This is a genomic window from Psychrobacillus sp. BM2 (assembly GCF_048572895.1).
Lineage (GTDB): Bacteria > Bacillota > Bacilli > Bacillales_A > Planococcaceae > Psychrobacillus.
Window position 1 is genome coordinate 550,954 of record NZ_CP183878.1, and the last position, 20,729, is coordinate 571,682.

General features: G+C 38.6%; 8 protein-coding genes. 4 read left to right on the plus strand and 4 right to left on the minus strand.

Going from position 1 to position 20,729, the window contains the following annotated elements:
* Window positions 1-2: 2 nt before the first annotated feature.
* The 4 genes from ACN6MX_RS02485 to ACN6MX_RS02500 all read right to left on the minus strand — a co-directional run bounded on the left by ACN6MX_RS02485 (window position 3) and on the right by ACN6MX_RS02500 (window position 3,602).
* Entirely contained in the window at window positions 3-341 is a 339-nt protein-coding gene (locus tag ACN6MX_RS02485) for a DUF2304 domain-containing protein (protein ID WP_419961105.1), read from the minus strand.
* Window position 342: 1 nt separating this feature from the next.
* Entirely contained in the window at window positions 343-1,071 is a 729-nt protein-coding gene (locus tag ACN6MX_RS02490) for a glycosyltransferase family 2 protein (RefSeq protein ID WP_419961106.1), read from the minus strand.
* Window positions 1,072-1,181: 110 nt separating this feature from the next.
* Window positions 1,182-2,060, minus strand: a complete 879-nt coding sequence (gene galU / locus ACN6MX_RS02495) for a UTP--glucose-1-phosphate uridylyltransferase GalU (protein ID WP_419962539.1) — start codon at window positions 2,058-2,060, stop codon at window positions 1,182-1,184.
* A gap of 18 nt (window positions 2,061-2,078) precedes the next feature.
* A complete protein-coding gene (locus tag ACN6MX_RS02500) occupies window positions 2,079-3,602 on the minus strand; it encodes a glucosyltransferase domain-containing protein (protein ID WP_419961107.1) in 1,524 nt (507 codons plus the stop codon).
* Window positions 3,603-4,410: 808 nt separating this feature from the next.
* Here ACN6MX_RS02500 and ACN6MX_RS02505 point away from each other — a divergent pair.
* The 4 genes from ACN6MX_RS02505 (at window position 4,411) to ACN6MX_RS02520 (ending at window position 20,667) form a co-directional block, all read left to right on the plus strand.
* Window positions 4,411-6,234 (plus strand): S-layer homology domain-containing protein, encoded by a 1,824-nt coding sequence (locus tag ACN6MX_RS02505; protein WP_419961108.1) that lies wholly within the window; start codon window positions 4,411-4,413, stop codon window positions 6,232-6,234.
* A 237-nt stretch (window positions 6,235-6,471) separates the two neighbouring features.
* Window positions 6,472-10,653: an S-layer homology domain-containing protein gene (locus tag ACN6MX_RS02510; RefSeq protein ID WP_419961109.1), complete on the plus strand. Its 4,182-nt coding sequence runs from the start codon at window positions 6,472-6,474 to the stop codon at window positions 10,651-10,653.
* Window positions 10,654-10,749: 96 nt separating this feature from the next.
* The gene (locus ACN6MX_RS02515; protein WP_419961110.1) at window positions 10,750-15,471 is read left to right on the plus strand and encodes an endonuclease; all 4,722 of its coding nucleotides are present in this window, start codon (window positions 10,750-10,752) and stop codon (window positions 15,469-15,471) included.
* Between the two features lie 285 nt (window positions 15,472-15,756).
* On the plus strand, window positions 15,757-20,667 hold the full coding sequence (locus ACN6MX_RS02520; RefSeq protein ID WP_419961111.1) for a S8 family serine peptidase: 4,911 nt from the start codon (window positions 15,757-15,759) through the stop codon (window positions 20,665-20,667).
* Window positions 20,668-20,729 lie beyond the last annotated feature (62 nt).

A 20,729-nucleotide genomic window follows, 5' to 3' on the forward strand; every position in this document is an offset into this window, starting at 1 on the left:
TCTTATTCCTTCTCTTCTAATTTTTTTTTCAATATCGCCTGTTCCTGTGTTAGCGTCGTTAACTCTTTGTTTAGTTTAGATACCCTTCTGGTCAAATCAAAAATTAGAAGAATTGAAAACAATAAGCCAAATAGAAATAACAGGGAAGGTGCATAATAGATACCAATATAGCCGCTTAGCTTATTGATAAAATTCACATTAAGTGTTAGAAAACCCATTGCAAAACACGTGACAATCCATAAGAGGGAATACTTTGTCTCCAGAATTCCTCTTCGAACCGACTCGATGATGAAAAAAAACAAGAAGAGAACGATTAAAAATGAAAGCAAGCTAATATTCATATTAGTTCTCCTTTATCAATTTCTGCATAATAATTGAAAGCGTCACTTTAACCATATAATAAAGTGATTTAAATGGTGTAATAGAAGACACTCCTCCTTGACGTGCATGCATATTAACCGTTTTTTCAATAATCTTCATTTTTTTTCGCCGTAAATAAATAATTACTTCAGGTTCCGGATAATCACGCGGATAATCATAAGCAAATAAGGCAATAACTTTCTTGTTCATCGCACGGTACCCAGAAGTTGCATCTGTGAATTTTTGACCCGTTAACAAAAAGATGAGGTATTGAAAGTAATAAATACCAAAGCGTCGCGCTATACTTCCTTCATATGCAGTCTTTTCCACGAAACGGGACCCGATACACATATCACATTCTCCTGCGAGAACCGGACGTACAATTGCCGCCAAATCCTCTTCGTTATGTTGTCCATCCGCATCGAATTGAACAGCAACGTCATAGCCAAATTCATGCGCGTATCTATAACCCGTTTGAACTGCACCACCGATACCTAGATTATTTGCAAGATCTATCAAAATGATGTCCGGATGCGATCTCACAATTTCGGCAGTTCGATCTCTAGACCCATCATTTATAACACATATATCCACCGAGCTATGGGTCGTTCTTAATTTCTGTAGTTTTAAAATTGTACTTTCAATCGCTTCCTCTTCATTAAAAGCAGGAACGATGATTAAAACAGTCGAATCTCCAATATGAGTATTCAACGAAAAGCTCCTTTCATTACAAATACTAGTTTTAAAATCAACACTCTTGATAATAACATATTTTATATAACTGAACCAATTTCATAATGTTCACTGTTGATGCGAACTAATTAATGAGACACTAGTGATTTCATATATTTCTTCAATATATCTTCCACACCTTGACGTAAATCCGGCCTTTCTAAAGCAAAAGCAATTGTCGTATCTATGAACCCAAGCTGTTCACCGATATCAAAGCGTTTACCTTCAAAGTTATAGGCATATACTGGTTCACTTCTATTTAATCGCTCTATCGCATCCGTCAATTGGATTTCACCACCAGCACCGATTTTTTGATCTTCTAGTAGAGAGAAAATGGCTGGCGTTAAAATATATCTGCCGACAATCCCAAATTGGGAAGGTGCATCTGCCTGTTTAGGCTTCTCTACAAATTGACGAACCTTCATTAAACGGTCATCCGCATTGATCGGGTCTATAATACCGTATCGATGAACATCCTCTAAAGGCACTTTTTGTACACCGATAACACTACTTTGTACTTCATCAAAACGGTTGATCAGCTGAGCGAGACAAGGCACTTCACTGGAAACAATATCATCTCCCAGTAGAACGGCGAACGGCTCATCCCCGATAAACTTTCGTGCACACCAGATGGCATGTCCTAGCCCAAGCGGTTCTTTTTGACGAATATAATGGATATCGACAGTAGAAGGAGCCTGTACTTTATTGAGCAGGTCAAATTTTTCATGCTCCAATAAGTTTGCTTCTAGCTCATAAGCGTTATCAAAGTGATCTTCGATGGCGCGTTTATGCTTGCCTGTTACGATAATTATATCTTCAATTCCTGATGCGATTGCTTCTTCAACTATATATTGAATGGTTGGCTTATCCACGATTGGAAGCATTTCTTTCGGCATAGCTTTTGTGGCAGGTAGGAATCGTGTGCCAAGACCTGCCGCTGGAATAATTGCTTTTTTTATAGTACCGATTGTATCCACGTCCTTTATTTATTTATTTAACTTTATCACTATAATATCATCCTCGACTCGAACAGAATCGGGATGTGGCCAAGTAGGCATGCCTTCGAACCATTCGCTCTCCTGAATAGTCTGTTTTTCCTCTGGACTCGCTAAGTGGAAAGATTCTCCAAACTCATTGGCAAACAAATACTGATAATGATAAGGCTGTGCTAGCATCGTTTCTCCAATAACACCCGTCATAGATGGAAGTCTATCAGGTATCGTTGAAGAGCCCAATTCAGATTTCAAATAATATGTTCCAAATATCGCAAGCTTCGTAGCGTTTTCATAACCAGGAGTTTGTTCTATACGGTCCAGTACTCGGTTAGCATAGGAAATGGACTTTTCATACTTCAATGTCGTATTAAAATACGATATATTTGCGATTAGTCCAAAGTTAAACACGGTCAATCCAAGTACGATAACAGTAGACCAAGCAACACCTTGTCCAAATTTCTTTTCACTAACCATCTGGTCGTAAAATAAAATCGGGAGCACATAAAAACTAAAAAGTCCCATCACCATCAGCATGTGATATTCCACACCAGGTGATACGAAATACATACAATAAGAAAGCACTGGCATCATAACGAAAATGCCGACAGCAAGTATAATATGTACAAGTGGCAGTTTACGTAATGCCCATATAAAGCCGGCAATAGTTACAACTACTAAAAAGACATTCAATACATCCATAAAAGTCATTGCTGTATCTGCCCGGAAGCCGCCAAAGAAAAAGGCCACCATGGAATCCTTTATAGCAACAAAAGCCGATAACAAGCTCAAGGATCCAGCCCCAATTTCATTCAACCCCTGATAATCAGAAATCTCCCCTGCAAAGTAGGTTTGATAGATTTTAAATGTAATGGCATAAAGTATCATTCCAACACCAATCGTGAGTATGTAGCTAATCCATTTATAAATAATTACCTTTATCTTTTTATTGCTATATAACAAATCCTTTAACCATACTAACGCGATTAAAGTAAGTGCAAGTGGGAGATTGGCCTGATAAATTCCAACCGATAAATAGAAGATGAAAGCTCCCGCTATAAAGCCAAATCTAAACTTCTGTGTCACTAAAATTGCAAGGGCAGCAAGTAAAAAGCCCATCATATACCCATCAGCAGTGAACATATAAGAAAATGTCGAAGCAATAGTTGGAAAACTTACGACCAAACCAGCTGTTAACCAAATAGACAGGGTTTTCCGAAGCTTTAAAATCTCTACTATCAATACGACAGTTATCGCCAAATAAAGAATAGACAACGCACCGATAACAAACGGTAAGTCAAAATTGGAACTTATTCCACTAAAAGGACCGAGAAAAAAACGCCCTAGTTTAAACTTCAACTGCGTATTATGAATATTAATAAGTCCATCATGATTAGGTAAATAATTGACAAATGCGTACAAATGAATCAAAAAGCCAATAACAATACTGGCCATAAATGCAGACTTCCACTCCGGGCGAAGCCACTGCTTGAATTTCTCTAAAATTTGCTCTGGCATACATGTACTCCTTTTAATCATATTAATCCCTTCAAATTATAGCATAGCTAACTTCCGAGGAGTAATCGAGTAGGGAAATGGACATATCGAATGGAAAACAACCGAATATCGTCCCTGTGTAGGGAACTATTCTGAATAGTTCTCTACACAGGGACAGTTCACTATTGAAAGTTTTATAAAAGTACCCGTCAATATACGAGAGGGAGCCACCCCAACGAGAGAGATCTGCTTCTATATGAGAGAAGCATCTCCCAAACGAGAGAGATCACCGCTCATACGAGAGCGATTCTCCTCTATACGAGAGAAATCTGCTTCTATATGAGAGAGCATCCCCCGAACGAGAGAGGTCACCGCTCATACGAGAGCGATCTGCTTCTATATGAGAGAGCATCACCCAAACGAGAGAGATCGCCGCTCATACGAGAGCACCAACTCCCAATACGAGAGAGCATCTCCCGAATGAGAGAGCCCACCGCTCATACGAGAGCGATCTGCTTCTATACGAGAGAGCATCCCCCGAATGAGAGAGTTCACCGCTCATACGAGAGCGATTCTCCTCTATACGAGAGAAATCTGCTTCTATATGAGAGAGGCACCTCCCGAACGAGAGAGTTCACCGCTCATACGAGAGCGATCCACCTCTATAAGAGAGCGTTCTGCTTCTATATGAGAGAGCATCTCCTGAACGAGAGAGATCAGCGCTCATACGAGAGAGCACACCGCTCATACGAGAGAACTGCCACCTTTCACCAGGTGCAATGTATAATAGAAGAAAGACGAACAACTTTAAAAAGAAAGAGGTTTTACGATGAAATACATCATTGCATTCATACTTATCCTTTCAATCGGATGGATGACAGCTACAAAGGAAGCTTCAGCAGAAACGGATCAGCCGAAGATAGGAATTCTGTATCACGGACCAAGCCAAACATATACAAAGATGAAAAAATGGAGTCTCGTTAGTGATAAGGCAGATAAACTCTATCAGCTGTACCAATCACAGGGATTCCAGGTTTCTAAAATTACTGAAACAGAGTTAAAGAGTTTAAGTGAGTTACATAAATATGATGCAATAGTATTCCCGTATACGGTCATGATGAATGTAGCCGAGCGTGAAAATGTGAAATTATATATTCAGGATGGTGGAGGAGCTATCTTCGCCTTCGGGACTGCCCGTAATGAGTCCGCTCATATGGATACCGTCCAAAAAAATGACCGAACGCCTCTTATCTACGACACATTGACGTGGATATGGGAGTGGGATAACCTGACCGAAGTTTTTGCTTCTCGTTTTATAGATGACGTACAGTTAACCAATTTTACTGTTAAAAATACGTCAAACAAACATCCAGTTTTAACGAACACATATAAAGAACTTGGTAAAACGAGTCTATCTTTTACTAACACTAGACCAACCGGGGATTGGATTGAAGTAATCGAACCGTGGAACAAAGCAATTTCACCACTACTAACATATACAAGTTACTCAGCAACCGATAAACCAAATACTATTCAAAAAGGTTCGACAGGAGCAGCTTATGCAGTAGAATATGGCAAAGGTAGAATGGTATATATCGGATTTAAAATGTATGATCACATAACAGCTGGAAAATTACAAAACTGGGATAAGACAACCGGGGACAAGGATGGACAAGTATTCTTAAAGCATTCCCTAAACTGGGTTTCCGAACCACATACAACCGAATTGAAACGAAATTATAATGTCTCCCTCACGCAAAGTAATATCTCAGCGTATCAAAGAGCGAATGATTTTGTTGTGTACAGTACCGTTTCTGCCGAAAATAAAGGCAATGTTCCAGCACGGGGTACAGTCCATATAGAAGTGTTAGATTCGAATGAAAAAATAATCACTACCAGCAAAAAAATGTATATACCGGGACTATCTCCAGACAAAACTAGTTATCGAATACACAATGAAAAGTTTCAACTTTCTCTACCTAAAAAACTAGCTAATGGAACGTATACGATTAGAGCAATATTCACAGAAGGTAGAAAGGATCGCACTAGTATTGCCGAGCAGATTCCGGTCGTAGCATCAACGAAGACATTTAAAAAAGTATCCTCTTCCAACAATGCCGGCATCGGAGAGGTACCCTTCTTTCCAGATGTAAGTAAGTCAAATGCAGCCTACCAAGATATGTTATCTCTTTATAAACTAGGAGTTATTAAAGGATCCAAAGGTAAATTCTATCCAACTGGAACACTCTCACGTGTACAAGCAACGGAAATGATTTTACGATCATTAGGAATTAATGCATCCGCATCAGCTACAATGAACGTCTCCGATATGAAAAAAGGAGATTATGGCTACGCAGCCCTTGCCACCGGCGTCCGATATGGCATCATTGAACCACAGAATGGTAAGATTAATGCCTTCCAACCGATGAAACGCGATGTTATGGCAAAAGCAATCGTAAATGGATTTAAGCTGCAAGGCAGTACTGAACATAACTTTAAAGACATAAGTCCAACCAATCCATACCATAAAGAGATTACAACACTATATGCCCGAGGAATCACCACTGGTTTCACGATAGATAATACGTATCGCCCAAATAATACCGTAACCAGACAGCAATTCACGTCGTTTATCAACCGAGCACTGCACTAAAAAAAAGAATCGATCTAATCGATTCTTTTTTTTTCGTCCCTGTGTAAGAAATAATTCAGAATTGTTTCTTACACAGGGACAGATTCATGCAAATTCTCAAACACTCCTAGAAGTAGAAACGAATAATCTATCTTTCAAGTATTTTGGAATCTTTCTCTAATACCTAACATATGTTGAAAGGTATAGGAAATTTGGCAGTCCCTCAATGCGACTATAGATTAATAGGAGGCTAGTTTTATGAAAGAAAGAAGAAAGCTAAGACAACGGACGTATAAGGCAGCGCTGGCAATGGCTTTAGCAACTGGATCACTTGTAACATTGTCACCACCAAATGCATTAGCAGCGGATGCGAAAGAAAAATCCTTCTCCGATGTACAAGCATCTCAGCATTTCTATGAAGCTGTGAAGAATTTAACAGCTAGAGGAATAATTTCTGGTTATGAAGATGGCACGTTCAGACCTTCTGAAAATATTAGTAGAGCACATGCGGCCAAAATAATGGCGCTTGCTTTAGGATTAGATACAAAAAACGTAAAAAACCCTGGATTCAAAGATGTGAGTTCAAGCCATCCAAACTATGGAGCGATTGCTGCACTTGTCGAGGCTGGCGTTTTAAAAGGCTATGAAAATAATACATTCAACCCTGATGGCAACTTAACACGTGCTCAAATGGCTAAGATGCTAGTAAAAGGTTTTAAGTTTGAAGAAGAGAAGTATAGTAATTTACCATTTGATGATGTGAAAAACAATGAATGGCATGCGAATTATATTCAGACTTTATTTGCCAATAAAATCACAACTGGTAAGACAGCTAGCAAGTATGAACCAAATGCATATGTCACACGTGGACAAGCCGCATCCTTCATTTACCGAACAGAAACTACCAAAAAACAAGAAGCAATCATCATACAAAATATAGCTAATAATGAACTAACAGTTTCAGATGGAACGTACGCTATCTCTAAAAGCTTCGCGAACATCTTAAGTGAATCCAATTTAGCAGTATTGAAAGGTTCACATATAAAATACACAGTGAAAGACAAAGAAATCGAAAGCATTAGCGACATTGAAATGCAAACAAGCGGAAATGCTAATAACTACCTCGTATTGGATGGAAATGGCGATAAGTTTAATGGTGAACTTTCCACTAACGGCAATTTCATCACGATCAAAAACATAACATTAGCATCACTCCAAATAAAGCAAGGAACTACCTCAGTCACAGTCGACGCCAAGGTTGAAAAACTAAAAGTCCATTCCAAAACCGCACAAGTCACGCTCGGCACAAATGCTAAAATCGGCGACCTTCTTTTACCAGCTGGAGCAAAAGCAAAAGATATCATTCCAAACTATGACAAAGTAAAGGCAAATATCGCAAAGATTAATGGTGTAGCGAACCCAGATGCCAAACCAGTAACACCACCATCCTCTGGCGGAGGTTACACGAGTCCTGGAAATGGTTCAGAGAGCCCTGGTCAAAATCCAGTAACAGAAACCGCATCTACCCCGATATATTCGGGAAAAACTACGGTTACATCCGGAGATATCATTGAGTTAACTGTTACAAAGGGAAATAAAGTCTACTATACGCTAGATGGTAGTAATCCAACACCCGCTTCGAATGCCGTAGAAGTAAAAGACGGTAAAGTAAGTATTCCCGTACTAGGAAAAGGAAAAGTGACATTAAAAGCTTATGCCGTTTTAAATGGAGGAAAGGATAGTAGTGTAACCACTTATGAATTAACCGTATTAGAAAAAGATGACGAAACTCCAATCCTTGATGTGACAGGGGCAGCAATAAGCTCTCCACCAACAAAAACAACGTATCAAGAAGGAGACATGCTGGACTTAACCGGTTTAGTAATCACCTTAACCAAATCCGATGAATCAACCGAAGATGTTGGGTATGAAGACTTTGCCAAAAAAGGTATTACAGCAAGCAAAGAGCATGGCTCCATGCTCACAACAGCAGACTCAAGTGTAACTTTTACCCACACACTAAGTAATCAATCAGTCGAACAACCTATTACTGTAGAAGCAGCAACTGTGTGGGTGACAGGTGCAACAATAAGCACACCACCAACCAAAACAACGTATCAAGAAGGCGACACGCTGGACTTAACCGGTTTAGTAATCACCTTAACCAAATCTGATGAATCAACAGAAAACGTTGGGTATGAAGACTTTGCCAAAAAAGGTATTACAGCAAGCAAAGAGCATGGCTCCATGCTCACAACAGCAGACTCAAGTGTAACTTTTACCCACACACTAAGTAACCAATCAGTCGAACAACCTATTACTGTAGAAGCAGCAACTGTAACAGTGACAGGGGCAGCAATAAGCTCTCCACCAACCAAAACAACGTATCAAGAAGGCGACACGCTGGACTTAACCGGATTAGTAATCACCTTAACCAAATCTGATGAATCAACAGAAAACGTTGGATATGAAGACTTTGCCGCAAAAGGGATTACAGTAAGCAAAGAACATGGCTCCATACTCACAACAGCAGACTCAAGTGTGACCATTACCCATACATTAAGTAACCAATCAGTCGAGCAAGCTATTTCAGTTATACCTAAAAGTAATGCGAATTTTGAACTCTCACTTATGCATTTCAACGACACACATGCCCACTTAGATAATGCTGCAAAACGTGTGACAGCGGTGAATGAAGTACGTGCTACTAAACCGAACTCATTATTATTAGACGCTGGGGATGTTTTCTCAGGAACTCTCTATTTTAATGAATTTAAAGGATTAGCCGACTTAGAATTTATGAATTTAATGAAAGTCGATGCAATGACGTTTGGGAATCATGAGTTTGATCTTGGTTCATCACCACAAGGTCACAAAGCATTAGCAGATTTCATCAAAGCAGCAAACTTCCCGTTTGTATCTGCAAACGTTGATTTTTCAAAAGACAGCCTATTTACAGGCTTGTTTAATACGAAAATTGAAGAAAAACCTGAGAATGCCAATATTTATTCAGGAATAGTAAAGGAAGTAAATGGGGAGAAAATTGGGATCTTCGGTTTAACAACTGCTGAAACAAAAGACATTTCGAGTCCAGGAAATATCACCTTCTCTAACTATATTGAAGATGCGAAAAAGATGGTTGCTGAGTTTGAGAAAATGGGCATTAACAAGATTGTTGCCATCACACATATTGGCTACGACGACAATCCAGCAGTGGACAATGATATGGAACTAGCTAAAGCAGTCGAAGGTATTGATATTATTGTCGGTGGACATAGTCATACCCAACTAGACAAGCCAGTTTTAGTTAGCAAAAATGCTCAGCCTACAATTATTGTGCAAGCTTACCAGTATGCTGATTTCCTTGGAACATTGGATGTCACTTTCGATAAAAACGGGGTTATTGTAGGACATGCAGGAAAGTTAATAAAAGTTGCAGATAAGGCAGAGAATCCTGAAGCTGCAGAAATATTAAAGAAATATTCAAGTAAAATTGAAGCGATTAAAACGGAACCTACTGGCGCAACTGCTGTTAATGCATTGGAAAACCCTCGTATGGGTGATGTTCTTACAAATCCAAGTGTACGCAAAAACGAAACTCCACTTGGCAATTTGATAACGGACGGCATGCTTAATAAAGCAAAAGAATACAACAAAGATGTTGTCATGGCTTTCCAAAACGGCGGTGGCATCCGTGAAGCGATCAACCAAGGTCCGATTACAGTAGGTGAAGTAATCGCAGTGCTTCCATTCGGAAATACATTAGCAACGATCGATCTAACCGGTGCAGAAATCAAAGAAACATTTGAAATTAGTTTCAAAGAACTTCCGCGTGAAAATGGAGGATTCCTTCATGTATCAGGTGCAAGAGTAAAATATGATTCATCCAAACCTGTTGGACAACGCGTCGTATCCATTGCTTATAAAAATGCAGATGGAACTTACACGGAAATTCAAAATGACAAGAAATACACAGTTGCAACCAATGCATTCACCGCTAAAGGTGGAGACGGCTATACGGTGTTAGCAAAAGCCTACGCAGATGGTAGAGTAACAGATCTAGGTCTATCCGATTGGGAAAATTTACGTGAGCATCTTGTAAGTCTAGTCAACGTGGATCCAAAAGTAGAAGGACGCATTGTCGACGTGAAAGATGAAAAGCCAGATAATGAATACCCAGGTGGAGATATTCCTGCGAAAGATTTCTCAGGTACACCTAATGCACCAAAAGTCTACAATGGCGACGTGACCGTTTCAGTTACAAATGTGGCCTTCCTTGGAAATGCCATTATTAAAGGAAACTTAATCATTACAGGAGTTTCTTCTAATAATATGACACTTTCTAATATTACGGTTAAAGGTAACTTGGACCTTTCAGGGCTAAACGGAGAAACTCTAGATCTTGATGGAATTATGGTAGATGGAGACACCATTCTTTAATGCAATTTACCAAGCTTTCGAATAGAAATTAGAAAGCTTGGTAAATCATCATAATAACTTTACTAGAAATCCCTATATAAAAGGAGAACTGTATAGATGAGTAAAAGGAATTGGAAAAGACCCATAAATGCTTTCTTATCTGCAAGTTTAGTAGCTGGTCTAGTAATTCCAGTGCTGCCATCAAAGGCTATAGCCGCTACGAATGCATCTGACTTAATTATTTCGGAGTATATTGAAGGTAGCTCTAGTAACAAAGCACTTGAACTTTACAATGGAACAGGTGCTGTAATAAATTTGAGTGACTACTCTCTTGAGCTTTATGCAAATGGAGCAACTGCATCTACTGCAAAGTTAAATTTGTCGGGCACATTGGAAAATGGAAAGACGTATGTACTTTATAATAGTGCTGCGAATGCTGATATAAAAAGCAAGGGAAATCTTGCGAATAGTACCGTAGTTAATTTTAATGGAGATGACCCAGTTGTTCTGAAGAAATCTGGCACAGTTATTGATTCTATTGGGCAGATCGGGTCAAAAGTTGTCTGGGGATCAGATGTTACTTTAGTACGTAAAAGTAATATTCAATCTGGAGATTCAATTACGAGCGATGCTTTCGATCCAGCAGCAGAATGGACGACACTACCAAAAGATGATTCTTCTAATCTAGGCACCCACACAATGGACATTGGCAACCCTGATCCTGGAGAAACACAAGTCGGTGCGGTCAAAGTTTCAACGCCACCTTCAACTGTTACAGCTGGTACAGAAATAACCCTATCTTCGAGTACGGAAGGAGCAACCATCTACTACACTACGAATGGAGCAGCTCCAACTACTGCTAGTACCGTTTTTGTAAATCCAATCGTTATCGATAAAGATATGACGATAAAAGCAATCGCTGTAAAAGAAGGATTAACTGACAGCGCTATCGCTGAATTTACGTATACTATTTTAAGTGAAACTGGAGCGGTGTCAATTGCAGAAGCACGCAATACAGCTCTTGGTCAAACGGTGACTGTTAAAGGGATTGTAGCAGCAAACTTGAAAAATACAATTTCAGTTCAAGATGCGACAGGCGGTATTGCAATACGTCCTGCAAGCTTAGCTGCAACTGTAGGGGATGAGGTAACACTTACAGGTAAATTAGCAGATTTCAAAGGACTTCTTCAATTAGACGGTGCCACAATAGTTGCGAAGACGGAAAATGTAGGAGCTCCAAGTCCTAAGGTTGTAACTGGAGCAGAGGTAAATGAAAACAATGAATCCCAACTTGTTCAAGCAAAACAAATTACATTAACTGCAGTGAATGCAGGAAACTATACAGCAACAGATGGAACGACAGATTTCATCGTTCGTGATGAAAACAACTCATTAGGCTTAATCGTTGGTAATACGTACGAATCTATTACTGGTATTGTTCAACAGTTTGATGCGGATTATCAAATTATCCCACGCTCTGTTTCAGATATTGTGGCAGACAGTTCTATTATACAACCTGTAATAGCAAGCCCGGGAAGTGGAACTTTTGTTGGAAGCACAACAGTGACATTATCCACAACTACGGCAAATGCAGAGATTTTATATACTGTGGATGGAAAAGATCCAATTGGATTTGGTGTAAAATATGTATCTCCAATTAATATCACAAAGAATTCAACGCTTAAAGCAGTCGTAAAAACACAAGATGGCACTTTTAGTGAAGTAAAATCATTCGAATATACAATTACAGATAGTCTTCAAATTCATGATATCCAAGGAGCAGGGCACTTCACTTCTTTTGACAATAAAACAGTCGAAGGGATTCAAGGAGTTGTAACCTACTCATTCTTATTAAATGGTGCAACCTACTATCATATCCAAACACCGGATGCATTAGCTGACACGAATCCTAATACTTCTGAAGCCATCGTACTTTACAGTGGAACAAAAACATGGCCGATTAAAGTAGGAGATTTAGTATCGGTAACTGGAAAAGTAAGTGAATTTGCATACGATGGATATGATGATCGTCAAACAACAGATTTGAAAACTACACAAATCAATGTTCGAAATGACCAAGGTGGAAAAGTGGAAGTCATTAAAAGTGGCGTAGCTTTACCAGCTCCAATCTTAATCGATGAAACGAAAATGTCACTAGCTAAAATTGATAGCGACAATCTTACAGTTTTCAATCCGACAGTAGACGCAATCGATTTCTGGGAAAGCATCGAAGGAATGCGCGTGCAAGTTGGAAATGTGAAAGCAGTAGCGCCTCAAGAGCATGGCGACTTAATTACTGTTTTGGAAAACGCTCCAACGAACTCTCTTCATGGTGGAGTTTTATATGAAAAGGACAATCAAAACCCAAATCGCGTACAATTCCGTTTAGAACCAAATGGACCTGGTCGTGATTTCGAAGTAGCAACTGGCGACAAATTTAAAGGACCGATTACTGGAGTGGTAGGCTATTCATTCCAAAACTTTAAAATCTATGTCTCTTTAGATGAAATGAAAGCTGCCCATACAAAAGGAGCTGCAACACCAGAAAAAACAACAATTGTGAAAGCAGAAGATAAGTTAACTATTGCTTCTTATAACTTAGAAAACTTCTCGAATAACAAAACATCTACTACGGATGATAAAGCACGTAAATTAGCAAGAGCAATTGCTACAGATATGCAAAGTCCTGATATTGTTGGTGTCACAGAAGTACAAGACAATAACGGAGAAAGTACCGGAGATTCAAAGGCAGATCAAAGCTATGCAAGACTTATTGCAGCTATTAAAACTGCTGGCGGAGCAAACTACAAGTATGTAAATATTGACCCAGTAAACAATCAAGACGGCGGTGCACCAAATGCAAATATTCGTGTTGGATTCCTATACAATCCAGACCGCGTGAAGTTAACGGAAGGTGCTACACCAGGTTCTGCTACAACGGCAGTTGGCTACGAAAATGGCAAGTTAACGTTTAACCCAGGTCGTATCGATCCAACAAATAGCGCATTTAACAGCAGCCGTAAACCTTTAGCAGCACAGTTTGATTTTAAAGGTGAAAGCGTCGTAGTAATTGCAAATCACTGGAACTCAAAAAATGGTGATACACCATTATTCGGATCTATTCAACCGCCAAAATACGACAGTGAAGTCCAACGTAAAAAAATCGCAAAAATCGTGTCAGACTTTGTAGTAGATATTAAGGCGAAAAACCCAGCAGCGAATGTTGTATCACTAGGTGACTTTAATGACTATCAATTTGCCGATGCCCTTATAATTCACGAAAGTGAACATATGACAAATATGATTAACAAAGTGGAAACCTCAGATCGATACTCATACCTATATCAAGGAAACTCACAAGTACTAGATCATATTTTAGTTACAAAAAACTTAGAAAATAAAACAAAAATCGACATTCTTCATATCAATGCAGACTTTACAGATATGGCAGGACGTGCAAGTGATCACGATCCGGTAATGGTACAAATTGATATATTAGCAGATGATGTTGTTACACCGATTACAGCGGAAAAAACATACAACATCAAAAATCTCCAAACAAAGAAACTTACTATTGGTAAGCCTAGCGTTTCTATCACACTTGACGATGAATCAGAAATTACGGAAGGCATTATGTTAACGAGTAATTATGCAGAATTCCATGGAGACGGCTTTGCAGAACAAACTGTAACGATTAAACCAGAAAAAGCTGGCGCAAATATGGATTTCAAAGGTACAAATGTTAAAAAAGTAATCATTGATGGTACGAACGTAAAAGAAATAAGAGGCGCTGAAAATATTCAAGAGTTTGAATTTATTAATGGAGCAGATAGCAAAAATATTAAATTTACAAATTCTAAAGGGGAACCCATTGTGGTTCCTTCTTTACCTGGTGAAAACCAAGCACCAGTAGTAAAGAAAAGTATTCCAAGTCAAACAGTTAAAACTGGAGAGTCCATTTCGATCTTATTAACAGATCATTTCGCAGACCCAGAAAACCAAGCTCTAACTTTTACTTCCACATTAGGAACGATAGAAGGCGCTACATTAAAACTAACACTTGATGAAGGAAGCCATATTGTAGGAGTTACCGCTACAGATGGTGAAAAAAGTGTAACGACAAGCTTCAGTGTGCTTGTTACTTCCGCTAGCTCACCTACCGATGACTACTATAAAGATGCTATTGGAAAAGAAGGTCTAGCGTTAAAAGCTGCACTACATGAAATAATTGACGACAATACTCAACTTTCTTATGACCAGGCATGGGAAGCATTACGTGAAACAGATGAAGACCCAAACAATAAAAACAATGTCATATTGTTTTACTCAGGTGTATCACGCTCTAAAAATGCCAATGGTGGAAATGTAGGACAGTGGAACCGAGAACACACATGGGCAAAATCCCATGGGAACTTTGGCACAACTAAAGGACCAGGAACAGATATCCACCATCTTAGACCTACAGATGTACAAGTGAATAGCTCAAGAGGGAACTTAGATTTTGATAACGGTGGCAGTCCGATAAACAACTGTAACGAATGTAAACGAGCTTCTAACTCGTTTGAGCCACCAAATAATGTGAAAGGCGATGTTGCACGAATCCTTTTTTACATGGCAACACGCTATGAAAAAGGCGATAAAGTAGATTTAGAACTAAACGAAAAGCTAGGCAATGGAAGCGCACCCTACCACGGAAAGCTTTCGACCCTACTAAAATGGAACGAGCAAGACCCAGTCGATGAATTCGAACGCAATCGCAACAACGTCATCCAAAAATGGCAAGGAAACCGCAACCCATTCATCGATCACCCAGAATGGGCACAATCAATCTGGAAATAAATTCAAAAAGTTGTTACGGATGCTTGGCATCTGTAACAACTTTTTTATGTTGTTAGATTCTCAATATAAATTCAAAGTTCAACGTAAACCCGCCACAATTCACTATTAAATTTACATACTTTTAATCTTAAAAATATAAACTTACCAGATTCGTAATATATTTGTAATATTTTAAATGATACATTAATGTTTGCAACAATCACAAAATATGGTAAATTCAATATTGACTCACTATTTAAACTATTTTGTTTTTAATAGTGTAATTAATTAAGAGGGGGAAATAATTTGTTGAAATTGAAAAGAACTTTGCTAATCACAACTGCATTTATGTTGTCGTTTAGCCCTGCTGCATTCGGTATGACAGGTTCTGGTGCCAATATAGCGAGTAAGAAAAACTTACCTTCGTTAGAATTGCAAAAACCTGAACTGAATCTACCAGAGAGATTAGTAAATCCGGAAGACCCGGATGAAAAAGTACGAATTATCGTTGAACTTGAGCAAGCTCCAACGATTGAAAAAGCTACGAAAAAAGGAGTTCTTTATAAACAGTTAAAACCTTCAGAACGTGAGAGTTTAGAAGCAACTGTTACAGATGAACAAATAGATGTACAAGATTCTATCACAGATACTGCACCTTCCATAGAATACTTGGAAAACTTCACAACGGTATTCAATGGATTTTCAGCAGAAGTAGAAGCGAAATATGTCGATGAAATAGCAGACACTGCGGGTGTTAAAGCTGTCTATGAATCTACTGAATATGCACGTCCAACTGAAAAACCTGAAATGAAATATTCAAAAGAATTGGTACAAGCCCATGAAGCTTGGAACGATTATGGGAAGACTGGGGAAGGTATGGTTGTTGGTATCATTGATACTGGAATTGACCCGAGCCATAAAGATATGGTATTAACAAATGATTCCACTGGTGAGATTACTAAGTCAGAAGTTAGTGCACTATTAGCAGATGGTTCAATTAAAAAAGGAGAATATTTCACATCTAAAGTTCCGTTTGGATGGAACTACATGGATGGAAATAATGAAATATTAGATATTGGTCCAGATGCATCTATGCATGGTATGCATGTTGCTGGTACTGTTGGTGCAAACGGTGACGAAGAAAACGGAGGTATAAAAGGGGTTGCTCCTGAAGCTCAACTTTTAGCATTAAAAGTCTTCGGTAACGATCCGGGCTTTGCTTCGACATATGGTGATATTTATGTGAAAGCAATTGATGACTCTCTAAAATTAGGTGTTGATGTTATCAATATGTCACTAGGCTCAACAGCTGGATATGTTGATGCAAACAATCCAGAACAACAAGCAGTAAAAAGAGCAACAGAAAATGGTGTACTTGTATCAATCTCTGCAGGTAACTCAGCTTTATTTGGTGATGGATATTTCTATCCATACGCAGAAAACCAAGATTATGGTTTAACGGGTTCACCGAGTGTTTCTAAGGAATCTTTAGGTGTGGCATCTTTTGAAAATAGTACATTGACAGCATATAGCTATGCTTACCAAATTGATGGGGTAGAAGCTGGGCGTGCTCTCTATCTATTAGCAAATAATGCAGACCCACTAAAGAAATTATCTGGAAAAGTAGGTGTCATTGATGCTGGCTTAGGGAAACCTGAAGACTTTGCAGGAAAAGACTTTAAAGGAAAAATTGCATTGATTAAGCGTGGTGATATTGGTTTCGTTGATAAAGGAATTAATGCACAAGCTGCCGGGGCTGCTGGAGTTATTATTTATAACAATGCAGCGGGAACTATTAATATGGCTTCTGATCCTGGAATAACTATTCCATATATGTTTTCACTAAAAGCTGATGGCGATGCTCTTAAGGCTGCATTAAGTGGTGGTAAATCTGTTACTGTTCAATATGATGGTCAGTTTACAAATACAGCAAATCCGACAGCTGGATTAATGAGTGATTTTTCATCTTGGGGACCAACACCAAACTTAGATTTCAAACCTGAAATTACAGCTCCGGGAGGAAATATTTTCTCAACATTAAACAATGATAAATACGGTTTAATGAGCGGAACTTCCATGGCAGCACCCCACGTTTCAGGAGGAGCAGCACTAATTTTAGAACGTGTTGACGGTGATTTTGGAGTGACTGGCAGTGACCGCGTTCAGTTAGCTAAAAACTTGTTGATGAATACGGCAAAACCTGTTGTATTTGCTGAATATAGAGATGGAACAAATGAGTATGTTTCTCCGAGACGACAAGGTTCTGGACTTATGCAACTTGCTAACGCGCTAGAGACGGATGTAGTGGTAACCGAAACAACTACTGGAGAAGCTAAAGTTGCCCTGAAAGAAATTAAGGATAATAAATTCACATTTACATTAAAAGCTAAAAACTTCTCTAATGAGGAGAAAACCTACAATGTAAATACACAAGTCCAAATGGATGCACCTGCTCCTGCAGGAGGAGGTTTATATGTAAACGATCCTAATAATGACGGTCAATTTGTTTTGATAGAAGGGGAAGAGGTAGAGATTACAGCCCCAGAAAGTGTAACTATACCAGGTAATGGCACAACTGATATTTCTATCTCAGTAGATGTTACATTCATGGCTGAACTATTTGAATCTGTTTATACGAACGGATTTTTCGTGGATGGTTTTGTAACACTTACTGATACTGAAGAAGATGCAACAGGAAACGTTCCACTTACAGTACCTTTCTTTGGCTTTAACGGTGAATGGGATGACGCACCTATCTTTGATTACTTTGCATGGGATCCAATGTATTATTGGGGTTATACTGCACTAGCAGATGAGCAAGGTATGTTTATTGATGGTGGTGGAAATTTTGATACTTCTCGATTTGGCTTCTCTCCAAACGGTGACGGAGTGCGTGATAAAGCAATTCCTGCATTTTCTCTATTCCGTAATGCAAAAGAATTTAAAGTTGAAGTATTGGATAGTGATCGAAATAAACTTCGCACTATTAAAACTTCCAAAAATTTGACGAAACATTATATTTCTACTAATCCATACACTTATAATACTAGTTATGGTTGGGATGGAAAAATAAATAACAAGGCTGCAGCTGATGGAGATTATATTATCCAACTAAGTGGTGTCATAGACTTTGAAGGGGCAGAATGGCAATCAATTCAATTCCCAGTGAAAGTTGATACAGTAGCACCAACAGCTGATGTAGAATTCGATCCGGAAACTAAAACAGTAACGATTGCTAATTTAAGTGACACTGAAGGAGGAACTGGTGCTGATTATTGGCAAGTTCTAGTTAATGGAAAAATTGTAACAGATGAACTATCTGTATTAGATAGCGAAATAGTAGTAGATTCCATTACAAATAAAGATAGTAATATTACGGTAAAAGTTTGGGATGCTGCTGGAAACTTCAAGAATTATTCTTTCGATCTTGAAAGTGAAGAAGAAACAGAAAATCCGGTAATCTTTATCGACACACCTGAATTTTTTGATGCTTTTGATACTAATGAAATATTAGTATCTGGACATGTAGACGATGCTTCAAAAATCCTTTCTGTAACAGTTAATGGGGAAGAAGCGGAGTTTGACGGAATTAACTTTACGTATACTTTAACATTGGATGACGGTGTAAAAGATGTAATTGTAGCTACGGAAGATGAGTTCCATAACTCAATGCAGATTACACGTAAAATATTTGTAGATACACAAGTACCAAGTGTACAAGTTAAAAATAATTATCCTAAAAATACTAAATCCGAAACTGTAAAAGTAAATGTTACTGTAGCAGATAATTTTGACGAAATTAGTCTATATGTAAATGGCGACGAGAGATTTGCTCAAGCACTTTCTGAACCATACAAAATGGATGGCTTTAGTAAAGAAATTGAAGTAGACCTTGCCCTTGTAAATGGCAACAACGAATTTACATTTGAAGTAGAAGATTTAGTTGGACATAAAACAACTGAAACTATTACTATTAACAAGTCTGATGTTGTAGTAGAGGAACCAGGAAACGGTGGAGGTACACCAACTACTCCATCAACACCGTCGACTCCTTCTGCACCATCAACGCCGTCAACACCGACACCACCTACGACAACACCAGCAGTTCCTGGAAATGTAGTAGTGGATGACAAAAAAGTGGACGAGCAAGTGAAAGATACGAAGACTACTAGGGTTGAAGTAACAGTCCCTGCACCAACAGCAGACAAACCAAAAGTTAATGCAGAAGTTTCTGCAACAGCATTGAAGGCAATTGCTGATTCTGGTAAGTCTTTCGTTATGAAAGCTGGAGAAACAGGCTTGACTGTACCTTCGGAAGTATTAAAGGAAATCTCTAAAAATGGAAACGGCAAAACAAACTTCAAAATCAACCTAGACAAAGATGCAAAAGTTCCTGGTAATGGAACAACTGTATCATCTGTATATGATTTCGAAATCACAGTAGAAAAAGACGGTAAAACATCTACAGTATCTACATTCTCAAAACCTATTGAGGTTTCAGTTCCTGTGAATGCATCCGCAGTAAAAAATGCAGATAAAGTGGCAGCGTACTATGTGAATGAAAAAACAAATGCTTTAGAGTATGTAGGTAGTAAATATGCAAATGGAAAAGTGACATTTAAAACAAATCACTTCTCGAAATTTGTCGTAGTAGAAAACAATAAAACATTTAAAGATATAGAAAAATCATGGGCAATAGACTATATTGAGTCCCTTGCTTCTAAAACAATTATTAATGGAAAAACGGAAGATACTTTCGCACCGAACGATCAAATTACTAGAGCGCAATTTGCTTTATTGTTAACTCGTTCACTAAACCTTCCAAAAGAAGAATACCAAGGAACTTTCTCTGATGTGACAGAAGAGATGACTTGGAGTGTATACGAAATCGAAGCGGCAAATCGTGCAGGCATTATCGTAGGCAGTGCTGGTAAATTCAATCCAAATGAAAAAATCACACGCCAACAAATGGCTACAATGATTGTTCGTGCCATCAAATACAACGATGATTCAGCATTAAAAGAAGCAAATGGAAAAGTGAAATTTGCGGATGAAGCTTCTATCGGCGACTACGCAAAAGAAAATGTAGCATTAGCAGCAGAGCTTGGCATCATCAGTGGGAAAGAAGTAAATGGCAAACAAGTTTTTGCACCACTAGAAAATGCAACACGCGCACAAGCTTCTAAAATGCTTTACCACCTATTAGGAACATTTTAATAACTAGCTAAATTGAAGTCCTGTAGAGAGTCATCTCTGCAGGGCTTTTTATTAATGACTGA